This is a genomic window from Ulvibacterium sp., from assembly GCF_965228935.1.
GTDB lineage: Bacteria > Bacteroidota > Bacteroidia > Flavobacteriales > Flavobacteriaceae > Ulvibacterium.
This window is the reverse complement of the sequence record NZ_OZ245846.1, coordinates 3,860,133-3,874,756: the sequence shown is the minus strand read 5'-3', so window position 1 is coordinate 3,874,756 and position 14,624 is coordinate 3,860,133. Positions and strand designations below refer to the sequence as shown.

Here is a 14,624-nt window from a genome sequence, read left to right as displayed (position 1 = left end):
CATCCCAACTAATACGCCAATAGTTCCTGTAATTCTTGGGCAAAACGTTTTTTGGGAAGGTAATTGTCCTCCAGGTTCTTGGCAAACGGAATGGGCGTCTCCAAACTGGCCACCCGTTTTATGGGGCCATCCAAATACTCAAAGCAATTTTCCATGACTAAGGCAGATATGTCACTTGCGATTCCCCCGAACAAACTGTCCTCTTGGAGGATAATAAGTTTCCCCGTTTTTTTTACGGAGTCATAGACCAACTTCATATCCAGCGGGGCCAATGTGCGCAAATCGATAAGATCGGCCTCGATTTCGGGTCGGCTTTCCAATACCTCCAGGGCCCAATGCACTCCCGCTCCGTAGCTTACTATGGTTATGGCCTCTCCCTCTTTCAGCATACTGGCCTTTCCAAAGGGCAACGTATAGTAATCCGAGGGCACATCCTGATAGACGCTACGATACAGGCCTTTGTGCTCAAAAAACAAAACGGGATTGGGATCCTCGATGGCCGTGGCCAAAAGACCCTTGGCATCATAGGGGAAAGCGGGATAGACTACCTTTAATCCCGGGGTCTTGGTAAACCAGGCCTCATTGGTCTGGGAATGGAATGGCCCGGCTCCTACCCCGCCCCCACAGGGCATACGGATAACTACATCTGCTTTTTCGCCCCAGCGATAATGCGACTTGGCCAAATAATTCACTATCGGATTGAAACCACTGCTCACAAAATCCGCGAACTGCATTTCCATAACCGCCTTCATTCCGTTGATGGATAGTCCCATGGCCGTTCCCACAATGCCGGACTCACAAATCGGGGTATTGCGTATGCGCTCTTTGCCAAATGTTTCCAAAAAGCCCTGGGTTATCTTAAAAACCCCACCGTATTCGGCAATATCCTGGCCCATAATCACCAGATTGTCGTGCTTCTCCATGGATTGCTTCAATCCTTGGGAAATCGCATCTACCAGACGTATTTTTTTGAAATTATTTTTTGGTTTAACTTCTTTATAATCAAAGTTTTTAAAGACATCATTTAATTCATTAGTTTCAATGGATTCGATGGCATCTTCCGCGAAAGCCTTTTTCAAATTTTCCTCAATCTCATGGACTATTACCTTTTTAATGGTCACCTCCTCTTCCTCGGAAAGGATGTTTTCATTACGCAGATATTCCGTATAGTTTTCCAAGGGATCTTTGGATGCCCAATGATCCATTAAGGCTTGGGGAACATATTTGGTTCCACTGGCTTCCTCGTGGCCGCGCATCCGAAATGTCTCAAATTCCAACAAGATGGGCTGTGGATTCTTCCGAATTCGCTTACAAAGGGAATCCACCATACTGTACACCTCTAGAATGTTATTGCCGTCAATGGTATGGGATTCCATACCGTATCCTATTCCCTTGTCCCTAAGATTTTTACAATTGTACTGTTCGCTGGTAGGTGTGGATAGGCCATAACCGTTATTCTCAATGCAGAAAAGGACCGGTAGGTTCCAGACCGAGGCTATGTTCAACGCTTCATGAAAATCCCCTTCACTGGTACCTCCCTCTCCCGAAAAAACAGCCGTGACCTTGTTTTCCTTTTTAAGAAGGTGTGCCAAGGCAATCCCATCGGCAACCCCAAGCTGCGGTCCCAAATGGGAAATCATACCTACGATTTTATAGGCTTGTGTTCCAAAATGAAAACTCCGGTCCCTGCCCTTTGTAAATCCGCTGGCCTTACCTTGCCACTGGGCAAAAAGCCGATGTAAGGGAATGCCCCGAGTAGTAAAAACACCTAGATTTCGGTGCATGGGAAGTATGTATTCATCGGGCTGCATGGCACTGGCAACCCCAACGGCTACCGCTTCCTGACCGATACCACTGAACCATTTGGAAATTTTCCCCTGACGCAACAGAATCAACATCTTTTCCTCGATCATCCGCGACTTCTGCATCCGCTCATAGAGATCGATTTGGGTCTGAATATCCAGCCCCTTGTTTTGGTACTGCATGTACGTAAATTAAGACGGGGCAAAAGTAGTGAAAAACCTTCCAATCCTTTAATTGGTTTGAGGAACGATGCATCATTATTTATTAACTTTGACCAATATCTTAATCAAAGATTATGAACATGATCCCCAGCGTAGATTTACGGGAATTTACATCCGGGCAACCGGACAAGAAGCTAAAATTTACCCAACATATTGGAAACGCCTTTGAACAGATAGGTTTTGTGGCCTTGGGCGGCCATTTCCTTTCCGACGAATTGGTGAAAGACCTCTATAACGAAATCAAAAAATTCTTCGACCTTCCGCAACACCTAAAGGATACCTATGAGATTGAGGGAATCGGTGGGCAAAGGGGGTATACCTCTTTCGGAAAGGAGCATGCCAAAGGCAGGAAGGAAGGGGATTTAAAGGAATTCTGGCATTTTGGGCAATTTGTGGAGAACGACCCCGTACTGGAAGCAGAATATCCCAAAAATGTCATTGTACATGAGCTTCCCAATTTCAACAAGGTCGGCAAGGAAACCTATAAAATGCTGGAAAAAACCGCCAAATACGTTTTACGCTCCTTGGCACTGCATCTTAACCTTGAAGAAACCTATTTTGATACCTATATCACCAACGGAAACTCCATTTTAAGGCCTATCCATTACCCCCCGATTACCCAAGAGCCCAAAAATGCGGTACGAGCCGCCGCGCATGGCGATATCAACTTGATTACCTTATTGATGGGTGCCCACGGGAAGGGACTTCAGGTACAAAATCATAAAGGGGAATGGATCGATGCCGTGGCCCGTCCCGATCAGCTTATGATAAATGTTGGGGACATGTTGTCCCGACTTACGAATAACAAACTGAGGTCCACTATACATCGGGTGGTTAATCCCCCAAGGGAACTATGGGGCTCTTCCCGTTATTCCATACCGTTTTTTATGCATCCCATTAGCCAAATGCCCTTGAATTGTTTGGAGCACTGTGTCGATGATGATCGACCCAAACAGTTTGAGGATATTACGGCCGGTGATTTTTTACATGAGCGTTTGATCGAATTGGGATTGATCAAAAAATAATTCTATAAACCAAAAAACACACCAACCTTGCGAAAAACGATACGATTATTCATTCTTGTCCCCGTCCTGTTTTCATTGATATCTTGCCAACAGTCTTCCGAAGATGTAAAAAAGCGGCCCAACGTACTTTTTATCCTGGTTGATGATTTAGGTGTGCACGATTTGAGTAGTACAGGCAGCACCTATTACGAGACCCCCAACATAGACCGGATAGCCTTGGAAGGGATGCTTTTTGAGCAAGGCTATGCCGCCAGCAGGGTATGTAGCCCTTCCCGGGCCAGTATAATGACCGGGAAGTTTACGGCACGGCACGGTATCACGGACTGGATAGGGGCCAAATCCGGAACCGCATGGCGGGACCATAAAAGATATGATAAACTGTTGCCCGCGGAATATGTCCATGCTTTGCCAAAAACAGACGTTGTATTGCCAGAGGCAATGAAAGCAGCAGGGTACACCACCTTTTTTGCCGGTAAATGGCATTTGGGAAACAAGGGTTCCTATCCCGAGGACCATGGGTTTGACATCAATAAAGGCGGATGGGAAAAGGGCAGCCCCATTGGGGGTTATTTTTCACCCTGGAAAAACCCAAATCTGGAAAACACGGTCTATGGCGAAAATCTATCCATGCGTTTGGCCAGGGAAACTTCCGATTTCATCAAAAAGTATAAGGATTCCACATTTTTTGCCATGCTTTCGTTCTATGCCGTGCATGGGCCTATACAGACCACCCAAAACAAATGGGCAAAGTATCGCGAAAAAGCCGTAAATACCGGATTGGCGGATGCTGGCTATAGTATGGAACGCAATCTACCCATACGCCAAGTGCAGGACAATCCCATTTATGCAGGTCTCGTGGAAAGCATGGATGATGCCGTGGGTTTGGTCCTAAATACACTGGATGAACTGGGGCTGGAAGAAAACACCATAGTCATTTTTACCTCCGACAATGGAGGGGTGGCTTCCGGCGATGCGTTTTCAACAAGCAATCTTCCCTTGCGTGGTGGAAAAGGATACCAATGGGAAGGCGGAATCCGGGAACCTTTTTTTATTAAAGTGCCTTGGTTGGATAACACGGGAACCCGAACGGATTATCCCGTATCCGGAACGGATTTTTACCCCACTATCCTCGATTTGGCCGGTATTGATTCCTTACCCGGACAACATATGGATGGTACAAGTCTAAAACCATTATTGGAAGGAAAAACCTTGCCGGAAAGAACCCTCTTTTGGCACTATCCCCACTATGGCAACCAAGGCGGTGATCCGTCCTCCATTGTCCGTAAGGGCAAATGGAAATTGATCCATTATTGGGAAGATGGAAGCCAAGAACTTTATAATCTGGAGGAAGACCCCGGGGAACAGGAGAATGTTCAAGAGGAGTATCCCGAAATAAGCCAGGATTTAAGCAACAAACTGCACTCCTGGTTGGCCGAGGTCAATGCCGCAGTCCCCCAAAAAGATCCCGAATATAACCCAAAAATGGACGAACTACGAGATACCCGAATAACCAAGGAGTTATGGCCCAAATTGGAAAAGGAACGTTTGGAATTCCTATCCGAGACGTTCGAACCCAATGCGGATTGGTGGGGGAGCAAGATTACCAAGGATTAACCACAATATTAATAAGGAATGGACCTTAAAGATCAACTCAAAAACCTTTTTCCGGATCACACTCCGGAAGAAGAGGCAAAATCTACTACAAAACCGGACATCTGGCTCCAGGACGATCCCATACTTTGTAAATATGAAAAACGAAAGGGCAAGCCCGTTACCATCCTTGAGGGATATAAGGGTGCGGAGAACGATTTTAAAAAATTGGCCAAAGAACTGAAAACACGGTTAAGTGTCGGTGGCTCCATTAAAGGCGAAATTATCATCATCCAAGGGGATTATCGCGAAAAAATAATGGAAATTCTTACGGAAAAGGGGTTTGAGGTGAAACGGGTAGGTGGATAAAATCCCCATTTTTTTAAGTGCGATGCCTTAACGCTCAATGAGTTGCGTAGTTTTCTGTTAATTTTTTTTGTTTTTTTCGATTAAATGTTACTTTTAACGGATTAAACCTAAACCAAGACCCTTTTATGAGTTCCCTGCTACATATTACCAACGGAGACAGTTTTACAGAGCGGTTAAAAACACTTGATTTCAAGGGGGACATTATTACCTGGCGGGAAATGCTGTGCGAAGGCCGAACCGAAACCAATGTGGGCAGTGAATCCTTCTGGAAAACCCGATTTGAGTTTCTAAACAAAAACTATAAGGTCTCCAAATCTTGGTTTATTGAGAAGACCCTTAAGGAATATCGATCGCTCTGTAATCATAAACAGCAAGATCAGATTATTTTATGGTTCGAATACGACCTATTCTGTCAAATAAATCTGTTGGCCGTTGTCAGTTGGCTTAAAGCCAACCGAAAATATGCGGAAATTTCCTTGGTATGCAGTGGAAAGGAAGACGAATCCGACAAATTATACGGTCTTAACGAACTTACGAACGAACAATTGCAAAGACTATATGACAATCGGATAATCCTAAACCAGGATGACATAGAATACGCCGATTATATTTGGCAATTGTATTGCAGTGATAATCCCATACGTCTTGAAAATTTGACCGATTTCAGCGATTTTCAATTTAACTACCTATCCGATGCCATCCAGGCGCATTTAAAGCGGTTCCCTACCATTAAAAACGGACTTAACAATGTGGAAAACCATGTGTTAAACCTTTCTTTGGAATATAAGCCCAAATCAAAACGGGAACTCATGGGTACCATTCTTCGAAATCAAGGGATTTATGGCTTTGGCGATTCTCAATTTGAACGTGTTATCTCCAAATTGAAACCTTTGTACACCTCCTTTAATCCGGTACGACTTTCCAAAAAGGGCAAGGAGATACTGGAGGGGAAAACCAATTATTATTCCACTATGCGGGATAACGAGGCCTATTTGGGAGGCGCCCTAAAATACAATTATCTCTACAACACGGATTCAAATAGAATACTTAAGCTCTAGGGGGTATTCATGAAATTAGAGAAGTCCGAACTTATTCTCAATCCGGACGGCAGCATTTACCATTTAAACCTATTACCAGAAGACATTGCGGAGACCATAATTACGGTCGGCGACCCTGATCGGGTATCGGACGTTTCCCAATATTTTGACCATATTGAATTGAAAAAGGGAAAAAGGGAGTTCCATGCGCATACCGGCACTTTAAATGGGAAAAGACTTACCGTGATATCCACAGGGATAGGTACGGACAATATCGATATCGTTTTGAACGAGTTGGATGCGTTGGCCAGCATTGATTTTGACAGCCGCGAGGTTAAAAAAAATCGTATACGATTTGAAATCATCCGCATCGGCACTTCTGGTGCCCTTCAACCCGAAATTCCAATCGATTCCTTCGTATTGAGCGAGTACGGAATCGGTTTTGATGGACTACTTTATTTCTATGAAAGTAAATCCATTCTACACCCGAAAATTTCCGGGGATTTAATGTCGCATTTGGGCTGGGAAGATGGCCCAATAAGGCCCTATGTCGTAAAATACGACCAAAATTTGGCCGACAAAATAGGCAAAAATCGTATACGATTAGGGGCAACTGCCACAAATTCAGGTTTTTATGGGCCGCAAGGAAGGCGGTTGCGCCTTAATCCAAAAGAGGGTCGGTTCCTATCAAAACTGGCAACCTTCAATTTTAAAAACTTGCGTATAACCAATCTGGAAATGGAAACGGCCGGTATTTATGGGCTTGCCCAATTACTGGGACATCGTGCAATTTCGTTCAATTGTATCCTGGCCAATAGGGCCACTGGGGAGTTTTCAAAAAATGCGCATAAAGCGGTCGATAAATTGATCCGTTTTACCCTAGAGGGAATTGCTTCCTCCTGAATCGGTAGCTTAACATTTCCTTTAAGTAAAACGAAATTCGATTTTTTACTTTTGCCGGTGCATGGAGAAAGAAGTATACAAGCACCGTGATGTCAATTGGCTATTTTTTAACGAACGTGTGCTATTGGAGGCAGCGGACGAGACCACCCCTCCCCTGGAACGTTTAAAATTTCTGGCCATCTTTTCATCCAATCTCGATGAGTACTTCAAAGTACGCGTTTCCCAGATACGTCAATTGAAAAAGGTGGACAAACCGCTGCGCAAGAAGTTGATGTTAAGGCCCAACAAAAAACTAAAGTACATCTTAAAGACCATCGATGGCCAACAACAACGCTTTGGTGGCATCCTGCAGGATATTTTGGAGGATCTAAAAGGATATGGCATCCATTTTCCAGATTTGGACAGCCTAACCGATGCCCAAAAGAACTATGCCTCGGAGTATTTTGTGGAAAACATGCAAAAAGACTGTGAAATTCTGGAAATGGGCCAAAATCCCAAGCTACTGGATGGTCAGTTATACCTTTTGGTGTCTTATATGGACGAAAGCTTCTGTTTCGTGAAAATCCCCACGGACAAACACCCTCGGTTTGTTGAAATTCCCGGTGAAGGCAGCCACTATGTTTTCCTGGATAGTATTTTAAAAATGAATTTGGAACGGCTGGTCCCTGAAAAGCGGATTGCAGGAAGCTATTCCATTAAGCTTTCCCGGGACGCCGAGTTATACCTGGAAGACGATTACGGGGACACGGCCCTGGTGGAACGCATTTACGAATCGTTGGGGCAAAGAAAATCGGGACAGCCAACGCGTCTTCTATATGACCCAAAAATGCCCGAAGCCCTTAGAAAATCGTTGCGAGGCCATCTTAATTTGGGGAAGGTAGATCTTTTTCCAGGGGGTACTTTCCACAACTTTTCGGATTTTTTTGGTTTTGACAACCCTACCGGCAACCCTAAACTGAACTATGGCAAAAAAGAGCCGCTGCCACACCCCGTGCTTTCCGATTCCGCCGATTTTTTCGCGAGCATTGCCGAAAAGGACAGAATAGTACATTTTCCCTACCAAAGTTTTGATTCGGTCGAAAAGTTCATCCTCACGGCCGCCCAGGACGATGGTGTGGAGCATATTAAAATTACCCTTTATCGGGTTGCCAAAACCTCTGTATTGACCGATGCCCTGCTTACGGCACTTAAAAATGGCAAGAAGGTAACCCTATTCATCGAGGCCAAGGCCCGTTTTGATGAACGAAACAATATCGAATGGGGAAAAATATTCCAAAAGCAGGGGGCCCAGGTATTTTTTAGCGTACCCAACATTAAGGTACACTCCAAAATTGCGCTGGTGGAACGCCGTGAAAAGAAGATTTTAAGACGATACGCCTACATAGGTACCGGAAATTTTAACGCAAAGACGGCAAAATTGTATTGTGACCATGGTCTTTTCACCGCCCACCCGCAGATTACCGAAGACCTACATCAAGTCTTTTCCACTTTGGACCGTAAACTGATCGTACCCAAATTAAAACAGCTTTTGGTTTCGCCCTATACCACACGGACCGCCTTTCTGCAGTGTATAGAAAATGAAATTAAGAATAGTTCACAGGGAAAATCGGCTTCCATAAACATAAAAATGAACAGTCTGGAAGATAGGACCATGATAGACGCCCTGTACAGGGCAAGCGATGCCGGGGTGAAAATACGGCTTTTGGTCCGTGGGTTTTGCTGTTTGGTACCCAACGCCAAGAATGATGCTTATCCCCATAGGGAACCTATACAGGTGACCAGCATCGTAGATCGCTATTTGGAGCACGGGCGAATTTACCTATTCGAAAACGGCGGGGACGAGATAATGTACATGGGTTCCGCGGATTGGATGGGCCGGAATCTGGACCGACGCATCGAAGTACTGACGCCCATTTTGGACAAGGAGGTCTTCAAGGAACTCAAACACATCCTATTACTTCAGTTTAGCGATAATGTCAAGGCACGGATACAGGATGCTGCCGATAGCAATGAAAGGGTTCGGAAAGAACAAGACGGGAAGGCCTTACGGTCGCAGTATGCCATTTATGACTATCTTCAGCTAAAGCTAAAAGACGAAGTTGTAGATTGAAAGTCCATACCCGCCCGGGGTAAGATGGAGCTATGGGTTATTAGTTATTGGGTTATGGGTTATTGGGTTATGGGTTATTGGGTTATGGGTTATTGGGTTATGGGTTATTGGGTTATGGGTTATTGGGTTATGGGTTATTTGTGTTTTTGGTTTATTTTGAGAGCGTTCAACAATGACCTAAATAACCAGGCAACTCGACACTTTTTTGAAAACAAGGATATTCGCAATGGCCAGCCTCGAAGGTTCAAGGCGTTAAAAATGTTATCCCTATATGCCGTCGGCTGGGTTTCAACTAAAAATCTTGAGCAATGAAAACAGTAAGGATAGTAGGTGTCCCCGAACATTTTAATCTTCCGTGGCATATGGCTATTGAGGAGGGAGCCTTTCAAGAAAGGGGTATAGACCTTCAATGGACGGATGTTCCTGAAGGTACAGGTAGAATGTGCCAAATGCTGCAAAGCCATGAAACGGATCTGGCCATTATTTTGACCGAAGGCATCGTTAAAAGCATTTCCGAAGGAAATCCGACCAAAATTGTTCAGGAATATATTTCCTCTCCCCTGCTCTGGGGTATCCATGTTAGCACGAAAAGCGATTTTAAGACGATTTCAGAGCTTAAAAATACCACAGCGGCAATTAGTAGGTTTGGAAGCGGAAGTCATCTCATGGCCTTTGTAAATGCTCGAAATGAAGGCTGGGATACCGACACCTTACCGTTCAAGGTCATAAATAATCTGGATGGTGCCATTGAGGCCCTGACCCAAAGATCGGCGGATTACTTTATGTGGGAACATTTTACCACCAAGCCCTTGGTGGACAATGGGACTTTTGGAAGACTGGGCGATTGCCCTACCCCATGGCCTTGTTTTGTTATAGCAGCAACAGATGAATTTTTGGAAAACGACACGGGTACTTTGAGGCATATTTTGGAGGTAATCAACGTATACACATGGGAATTCAAACGGATACCCAGTATAGACAGGACCCTGTCGAATAGGTATGGCCAGCAATTGGAGGATATTCAAAAATGGCTTTCGCTGACCCGATGGAGCCAACAACAGATAAGTATTCAAAATATTGAAAACGTGAAAGATACATTAATCAATTTAAAGTTGATTACTAAGTCAATATCACCTAATGAAATTCTAGCTTCCTTGTAATTCAGCGAATTAAAGGAAGAGATTCATTTATGCCCCATAACTGAATTGAATCCATTGGGCACCACTGTTGCCCAGCATCTTACCAGAATATAGGCTCCTTTCCCATTTGCTGTAGCAAGGCATTGGTCTTGCTAAAATGACGGTTCCCGAACCAGTAGCCTTTGTTCGCGCTTAAAGGAGAAGGATGGCCCGAGGTAAGAATGTGATGCTTGCCTTTGTCGATAAGGGCGGCCTTCCTTTTGGCGAATCCGCCCCATAACAGAAAAATTAGCCCTTCCCGATTACTCGAAAGCTTTCGTATTACGGCATCCGTAAAGATTTCCCAGCCTTTGTTTTGATGACTTCCGGCCCGATGCGCCCTAACGGTAAGGGTAGCATTGAGCAGAAGCACACCTTGCTCCGCCCAGGGTTCCAAATTGCCACTTTTGGGATAGGGCTTGGCGACATCCACCTTTATTTCCTTGAAAATATTGACTAGCGAAGGGGGATGTGGAATTCCATCCTTTACCGAAAAACAAAGCCCATTGGCCTGATCGGGGCCATGATATGGGTCTTGCCCTATGACCACCACCTTGGTCTCCCAAAACGGACTATGGTCAAACGCGGCAAAAATATCCTTTCCTTTAGGAAAACAAGTGTAATTCTGATATTCCTTCCTCACAAAATTGGCCAAGACCTGAAAATACGGCTGGTTAAATTCCGAGCTCAGTTGTTCTTTCCAACTGGGGTGAATGCTTACGTTCATTGATCTACTTTGTCGATTGGGAGCCAACCGGTCGCTCCTCCCCTTTACAATCGAAGCGTTGCCGAAGCAATCCGCCAAAAAGGTTTTCGGGGGTTAGATTCAAAAGTAGTCAAAAACTTTTGCAAAATTAGGATAGATATGACCCTAAAAAACCAATGGAATGGATTCCAAATAATCCGCCTCAAATTGGATTATCGGGAAACCTGCTGTTCCAAGGCCTCGTTTTGGGCAAATCGGTATTTTAAGGTGTTTAGGTACCGCAGGGCATTCCTGTCCCTGTATTCCGTATAGGATTTGGAGGCCCAATCCATCGCCTCTACCAAATTCCCATTTATCTCATTGATAATGGCCATGTTATAATGGGCCCTACCGGCAATCTTGCGGTTTGGATTGTTAATTTCCTTTTCCCATAGTTCCGCGGCCCCGTCCCAATCCCCGGTCTGTGCCCTGCGCCTGGCTATTATGAAATTATCCGTTCCGCGCACATAGTAATCACGTGAGATACGTATACGAAAGGGCAATAAGCGCAAGGCATAGGAACTGCCCATATTCTTGCTTAGCTCCACCACCCCTTCATTTCTATTGGCAATCGCCTCAACAGCCTTTATGGGATTTAAACCTCTGCCCATAGAGGTTAGGCCCTCGTTGAAGACAAATTGATCAACAATCACTTTTTCCGAGGGGTAGTATATACGCCATCCGTTCTTTATCAAAGTCTGTAAGCGTACCTCATGGGCGGGAATGGGCACTTCAATACCCAAACTATTCGGCAATTGCATGGTAGTCATGGCATAGGATGCCTTGGTATCCGTATCATAAAAGGCCAAGGAAAAAATGGCATCTACATTGTGCATTGCACAAAGTGATTCTATTTTTTCCCAGGAGAGGGTCGCGGGAAACACCCCCAATCCCTTACTGACATCGGCATCCGACAGGATTTTTACGTGTTCGAAGGAATCATGGCGCTCCAGCTCGTCCTTCAAGGCCGTAACCGCCGCCTCAGCTCCCTTTTTATCCAATTCAAGCCCTTCGGCAGAAAGTATTTTATCGATTTTATCCAAGGTCCGATTGCCCTCCGAGGGCGCACTTCGGTCAATAATGCCAATATTTACGACTTCTTTGGGTAGATGCACTGGAGCGGGTTCCAAGGCTCCCATGGTCAATTGGTTCGTTGCACTACAGGACGAAATAAGCAAGGTAAGGCCAAAGCCGATGGCCAGTAGGTTATGGTTTTTCATTGGGACGATTCGATTTATGCCTACCTTCATTATCGGCAGACATTTGGTTTGTTCTAAAACTTCAAAATACCCCAAAATATTGCCCTTGCACACAGTTTTTCAAATGATTGGCAATCCGTACCTTTGCCATCGGTCAAAAAAACCAAGATGGACAACACCTTGAAAAAAGTAATTCAGGATCTTGAATTGCCCATGGTATTGGGGCAAGTCTCTGCCCGTTGCACAACGGAATTGGGCAAGGAGCGGGCATTGTCCCTTATGCCGTTATCCGATAGAGCAAGCATACTGGACGCTTTGGGCCAGACTTCGGAATACGTTTCCTCGTTGATCAGTGACAACCGCATTCCCAATCATGGTTTTGATTCCATTGATGGAGATCTAAAGCTACTTCAAATAGAAAATACCGCCCTTGAAATCAATGGATTTCGGAGAATGGGTTCCCTTTGCAATACGGTAATGGGGCAAAAGAAATTCCTCGGTAAATTCAAGGAATATTACCCCCTGCTTTTTGCCAAATCCCATGAAATTGAGTCGAATACGGAGATTCCGGTTGCCATTGATGCAGTCATCGATCGTTTTGGAGAAATCAAGGACAAGGCTTCCGAGGCACTTTTTCGAATACGCCGTGAAATACTACAGGTGAAGGGAAAAATAAGTCAAAGTTTCGCATCGGCCTTACACGCCTATCAAGGGTCGGATTATCTCGATGAAATCCGGGAGTCGGTTGTCGAGAATCGGCGTGTGCTTGCCGTAAAGGCGATGTACCGAAGGAAAATAAAGGGTACGGTTATGGGCACTTCCAAAACCGGAAGCATTATGTATATAGAACCTGAGGCCACACTACGGTACAGTCGGGAACTAAACAATCTGGAATTTGATGAAAAGGAAGAGGTGCAGCGGATTTTAAAGGAATTGACCGATGTTATCCGGCCCTTTGCCCCGTTATTGTTAGAATATCAGGAGTTTTTGGCCTTCATGGACGTTACGGCCGCCAAGGCCAAATATGCCTCGGAAATCAATGCGTTGATGCCAGAAATCAATGAGGGCCGTCGCCTGTTTCTACGGGAAGCCTATCATCCCCTACTCTATTTGGCCAACAAACGCAAGGGCGAAAAGACTTGGCCACAGACCATTGAGCTACATCCGGAAAACCGTATCATCGTGATATCCGGACCCAATGCGGGAGGGAAAAGCATAACGCTCAAGACCATTGGGCTACTTCAGATCATGCTTCAAAGCGGATTGTTGATTCCCGTGCATGAACGTAGCTCTGTCTGCCTTTTTGACCAAGTGCTTACAGATATTGGCGATAACCAATCCATTGAAAATCATTTAAGTACATACAGTTATCGGCTCAAAAACATGAACCGATTCCTACGACAGTGCGATGGGAATACGTTATTTCTTATCGATGAGTTCGGTACCGGAAGCGATCCCGAATTGGGTGGTGCCTTGGCGGAGGCCTTTCTAGAGGTCTTTTATGAGCGAAAGGCCTATGGCGTCATTACGACCCATTATGCCAACCTAAAGGCATTGGCCAATGAGTTGCCCCATGCCACCAACGCCAACATGCTTTTTGACGGGAGAACCTTGGAACCTACCTTTCAATTGGTTCTTGGGGAGGCCGGTAGTTCGTTTACCTTTGAAGTGGCCCAGAAAAATGGTATTCCATATAGCCTTATCAACAAGGCCAAGAAGAAGATAGAGCGCGGTAAAGTACGTTTTGATGCTACCATAGCCAAACTACAAAAAGAACGCAGCAAAATGGCTAAAACGGGCTCCAGGTTACAGGAAGAGGAGTCCAAGGCAAGGCAGGAGGCAGCCCGATTGGAAAAACTGAACGCGAAAATCAAATCCAAGTTGGAAAACTACCAGGAACTCTACGACCACGACCAACGGATGATCCAATTGGGCAATAAGGTCAACAAAGCTGCCGACCGCTATTTCCATGATAAGAAAAAAAGGCCATTGGTATCTGAACTACTGCAAATCGTGGAGACGGAGAACAGCAAGCGCAAGAAAAAATCCGCACGGGAGGCCAAAGCGGAACGCACCAAGAAGGCTCAGATCGCCCAAGAAGTACAAAAGGAGGTCCAAGTCATCCGAGCAAAAAAGAAGGTAGAAAGAAAAAGAACCGTACAACAGGAAAAGAACAAACCAAGACCTGTTTTTAAGATCGGGGACCGTGTTCGGATGCAAGATGGAAAGGCCGTGGGAAGCATCGATAAACTGGAAAAGAACAAGGCCGTGGTCAACTATGGCGTTTTTACCACCAATGTTAGCGTGGATCAGTTGGAATTGGTCCCGAGCAAAAAGTAATGCCTTTTCCATAATTGGTAATCGCCCTGAAAAAACAGCCGATACCCAAGTTGTTGAATCCACAACTTTAGATACCGACTGTAAATGAATGGGATAGCTAATGG

The 14,624-nt window shown here is 45.1% G+C and carries 11 protein-coding genes; 8 read left to right on the top strand and 3 right to left on the bottom strand.

Going from position 1 to position 14,624, the window contains the following annotated elements:
* Positions 1 to 8: 8 nt before the first annotated feature.
* Positions 9 to 1,985, bottom strand: a complete 1,977-nt coding sequence (locus ACO06Y_RS16405; protein ID WP_422080084.1) for an alpha-ketoacid dehydrogenase subunit alpha/beta — start codon at positions 1,983 to 1,985, stop codon at positions 9 to 11.
* Positions 1,986 to 2,098: 113 nt separating this feature from the next.
* Between ACO06Y_RS16405 and ACO06Y_RS16400 the strand changes: the two genes are divergently transcribed.
* The 7 genes from ACO06Y_RS16400 (at position 2,099) to ACO06Y_RS16370 (ending at position 10,218) form a co-directional block, all read left to right on the top strand.
* Positions 2,099 to 3,049, top strand: coding sequence for an isopenicillin N synthase family dioxygenase (locus ACO06Y_RS16400; RefSeq protein WP_422080083.1), 951 nt, complete (start codon positions 2,099 to 2,101; stop codon positions 3,047 to 3,049).
* 27 nt (positions 3,050 to 3,076) lie between these two features.
* On the top strand, positions 3,077 to 4,663 hold the full coding sequence (locus tag ACO06Y_RS16395) for a sulfatase (protein WP_422080082.1): 1,587 nt from the start codon (positions 3,077 to 3,079) through the stop codon (positions 4,661 to 4,663).
* Between the two features lie 18 nt (positions 4,664 to 4,681).
* Entirely contained in the window at positions 4,682 to 5,008 is a 327-nt protein-coding gene (locus ACO06Y_RS16390; protein WP_422080081.1) for a translation initiation factor, read from the top strand.
* Positions 5,009 to 5,133: 125 nt separating this feature from the next.
* A complete protein-coding gene (locus ACO06Y_RS16385; RefSeq protein ID WP_422080080.1) occupies positions 5,134 to 6,066 on the top strand; it encodes a DUF1835 domain-containing protein in 933 nt (310 codons plus the stop codon).
* 9 nt (positions 6,067 to 6,075) lie between these two features.
* Complete coding sequence (locus ACO06Y_RS16380) at positions 6,076 to 6,948, top strand: nucleoside phosphorylase (protein ID WP_422080079.1); 873 nt, start codon at positions 6,076 to 6,078, stop codon at positions 6,946 to 6,948.
* A 61-nt stretch (positions 6,949 to 7,009) separates the two neighbouring features.
* Positions 7,010 to 9,058, top strand: a complete 2,049-nt coding sequence (ppk1, locus tag ACO06Y_RS16375; RefSeq protein ID WP_422080078.1) for a polyphosphate kinase 1 — start codon at positions 7,010 to 7,012, stop codon at positions 9,056 to 9,058.
* Between the two features lie 308 nt (positions 9,059 to 9,366).
* Complete coding sequence (locus tag ACO06Y_RS16370) at positions 9,367 to 10,218, top strand: substrate-binding domain-containing protein (RefSeq protein WP_422080077.1); 852 nt, start codon at positions 9,367 to 9,369, stop codon at positions 10,216 to 10,218.
* 79 nt (positions 10,219 to 10,297) lie between these two features.
* On the opposite strand, the gene ACO06Y_RS16365 is transcribed toward ACO06Y_RS16370, so the two are convergent.
* On the bottom strand, positions 10,298 to 10,963 hold the full coding sequence (locus tag ACO06Y_RS16365; RefSeq protein WP_422080076.1) for a uracil-DNA glycosylase: 666 nt from the start codon (positions 10,961 to 10,963) through the stop codon (positions 10,298 to 10,300).
* Between the two features lie 191 nt (positions 10,964 to 11,154).
* The gene (locus tag ACO06Y_RS16360; RefSeq protein ID WP_422080075.1) at positions 11,155 to 12,201 is read right to left on the bottom strand and encodes a DUF6340 family protein; all 1,047 of its coding nucleotides are present in this window, start codon (positions 12,199 to 12,201) and stop codon (positions 11,155 to 11,157) included.
* 147 nt (positions 12,202 to 12,348) lie between these two features.
* Here ACO06Y_RS16360 and ACO06Y_RS16355 point away from each other — a divergent pair, with 147 nt between their 5' ends.
* Complete coding sequence (locus ACO06Y_RS16355; protein ID WP_422080074.1) at positions 12,349 to 14,520, top strand: endonuclease MutS2; 2,172 nt, start codon at positions 12,349 to 12,351, stop codon at positions 14,518 to 14,520.
* Positions 14,521 to 14,624 lie beyond the last annotated feature (104 nt).

Excerpts from the sequence above, each read along its gene's own strand:
- ACO06Y_RS16405 (WP_422080084.1), bottom strand. The coding sequence starts at position 1,985 with ATGCAGTACCAAAACAAGGGGCTGGATATTCAGACCCAAATCGATCTC.
- ACO06Y_RS16400 (WP_422080083.1), top strand. The coding sequence starts at position 2,099 with ATGAACATGATCCCCAGCGTAGATTTACGGGAATTTACATCCGGGCAA.
- ACO06Y_RS16390 (WP_422080081.1), top strand. The coding sequence starts at position 4,682 with ATGGACCTTAAAGATCAACTCAAAAACCTTTTTCCGGATCACACTCCG.
- ACO06Y_RS16385 (WP_422080080.1), top strand. The coding sequence starts at position 5,134 with ATGAGTTCCCTGCTACATATTACCAACGGAGACAGTTTTACAGAGCGG.
- ACO06Y_RS16380 (WP_422080079.1), top strand. The coding sequence starts at position 6,076 with ATGAAATTAGAGAAGTCCGAACTTATTCTCAATCCGGACGGCAGCATT.
- ppk1 (WP_422080078.1), top strand. The coding sequence starts at position 7,010 with ATGGAGAAAGAAGTATACAAGCACCGTGATGTCAATTGGCTATTTTTT.
- ACO06Y_RS16370 (WP_422080077.1), top strand. The coding sequence starts at position 9,367 with ATGAAAACAGTAAGGATAGTAGGTGTCCCCGAACATTTTAATCTTCCG.
- ACO06Y_RS16365 (WP_422080076.1), bottom strand. The coding sequence starts at position 10,963 with ATGAACGTAAGCATTCACCCCAGTTGGAAAGAACAACTGAGCTCGGAA.
- ACO06Y_RS16360 (WP_422080075.1), bottom strand. The coding sequence starts at position 12,201 with ATGAAAAACCATAACCTACTGGCCATCGGCTTTGGCCTTACCTTGCTT.
- ACO06Y_RS16355 (WP_422080074.1), top strand. The coding sequence starts at position 12,349 with ATGGACAACACCTTGAAAAAAGTAATTCAGGATCTTGAATTGCCCATG.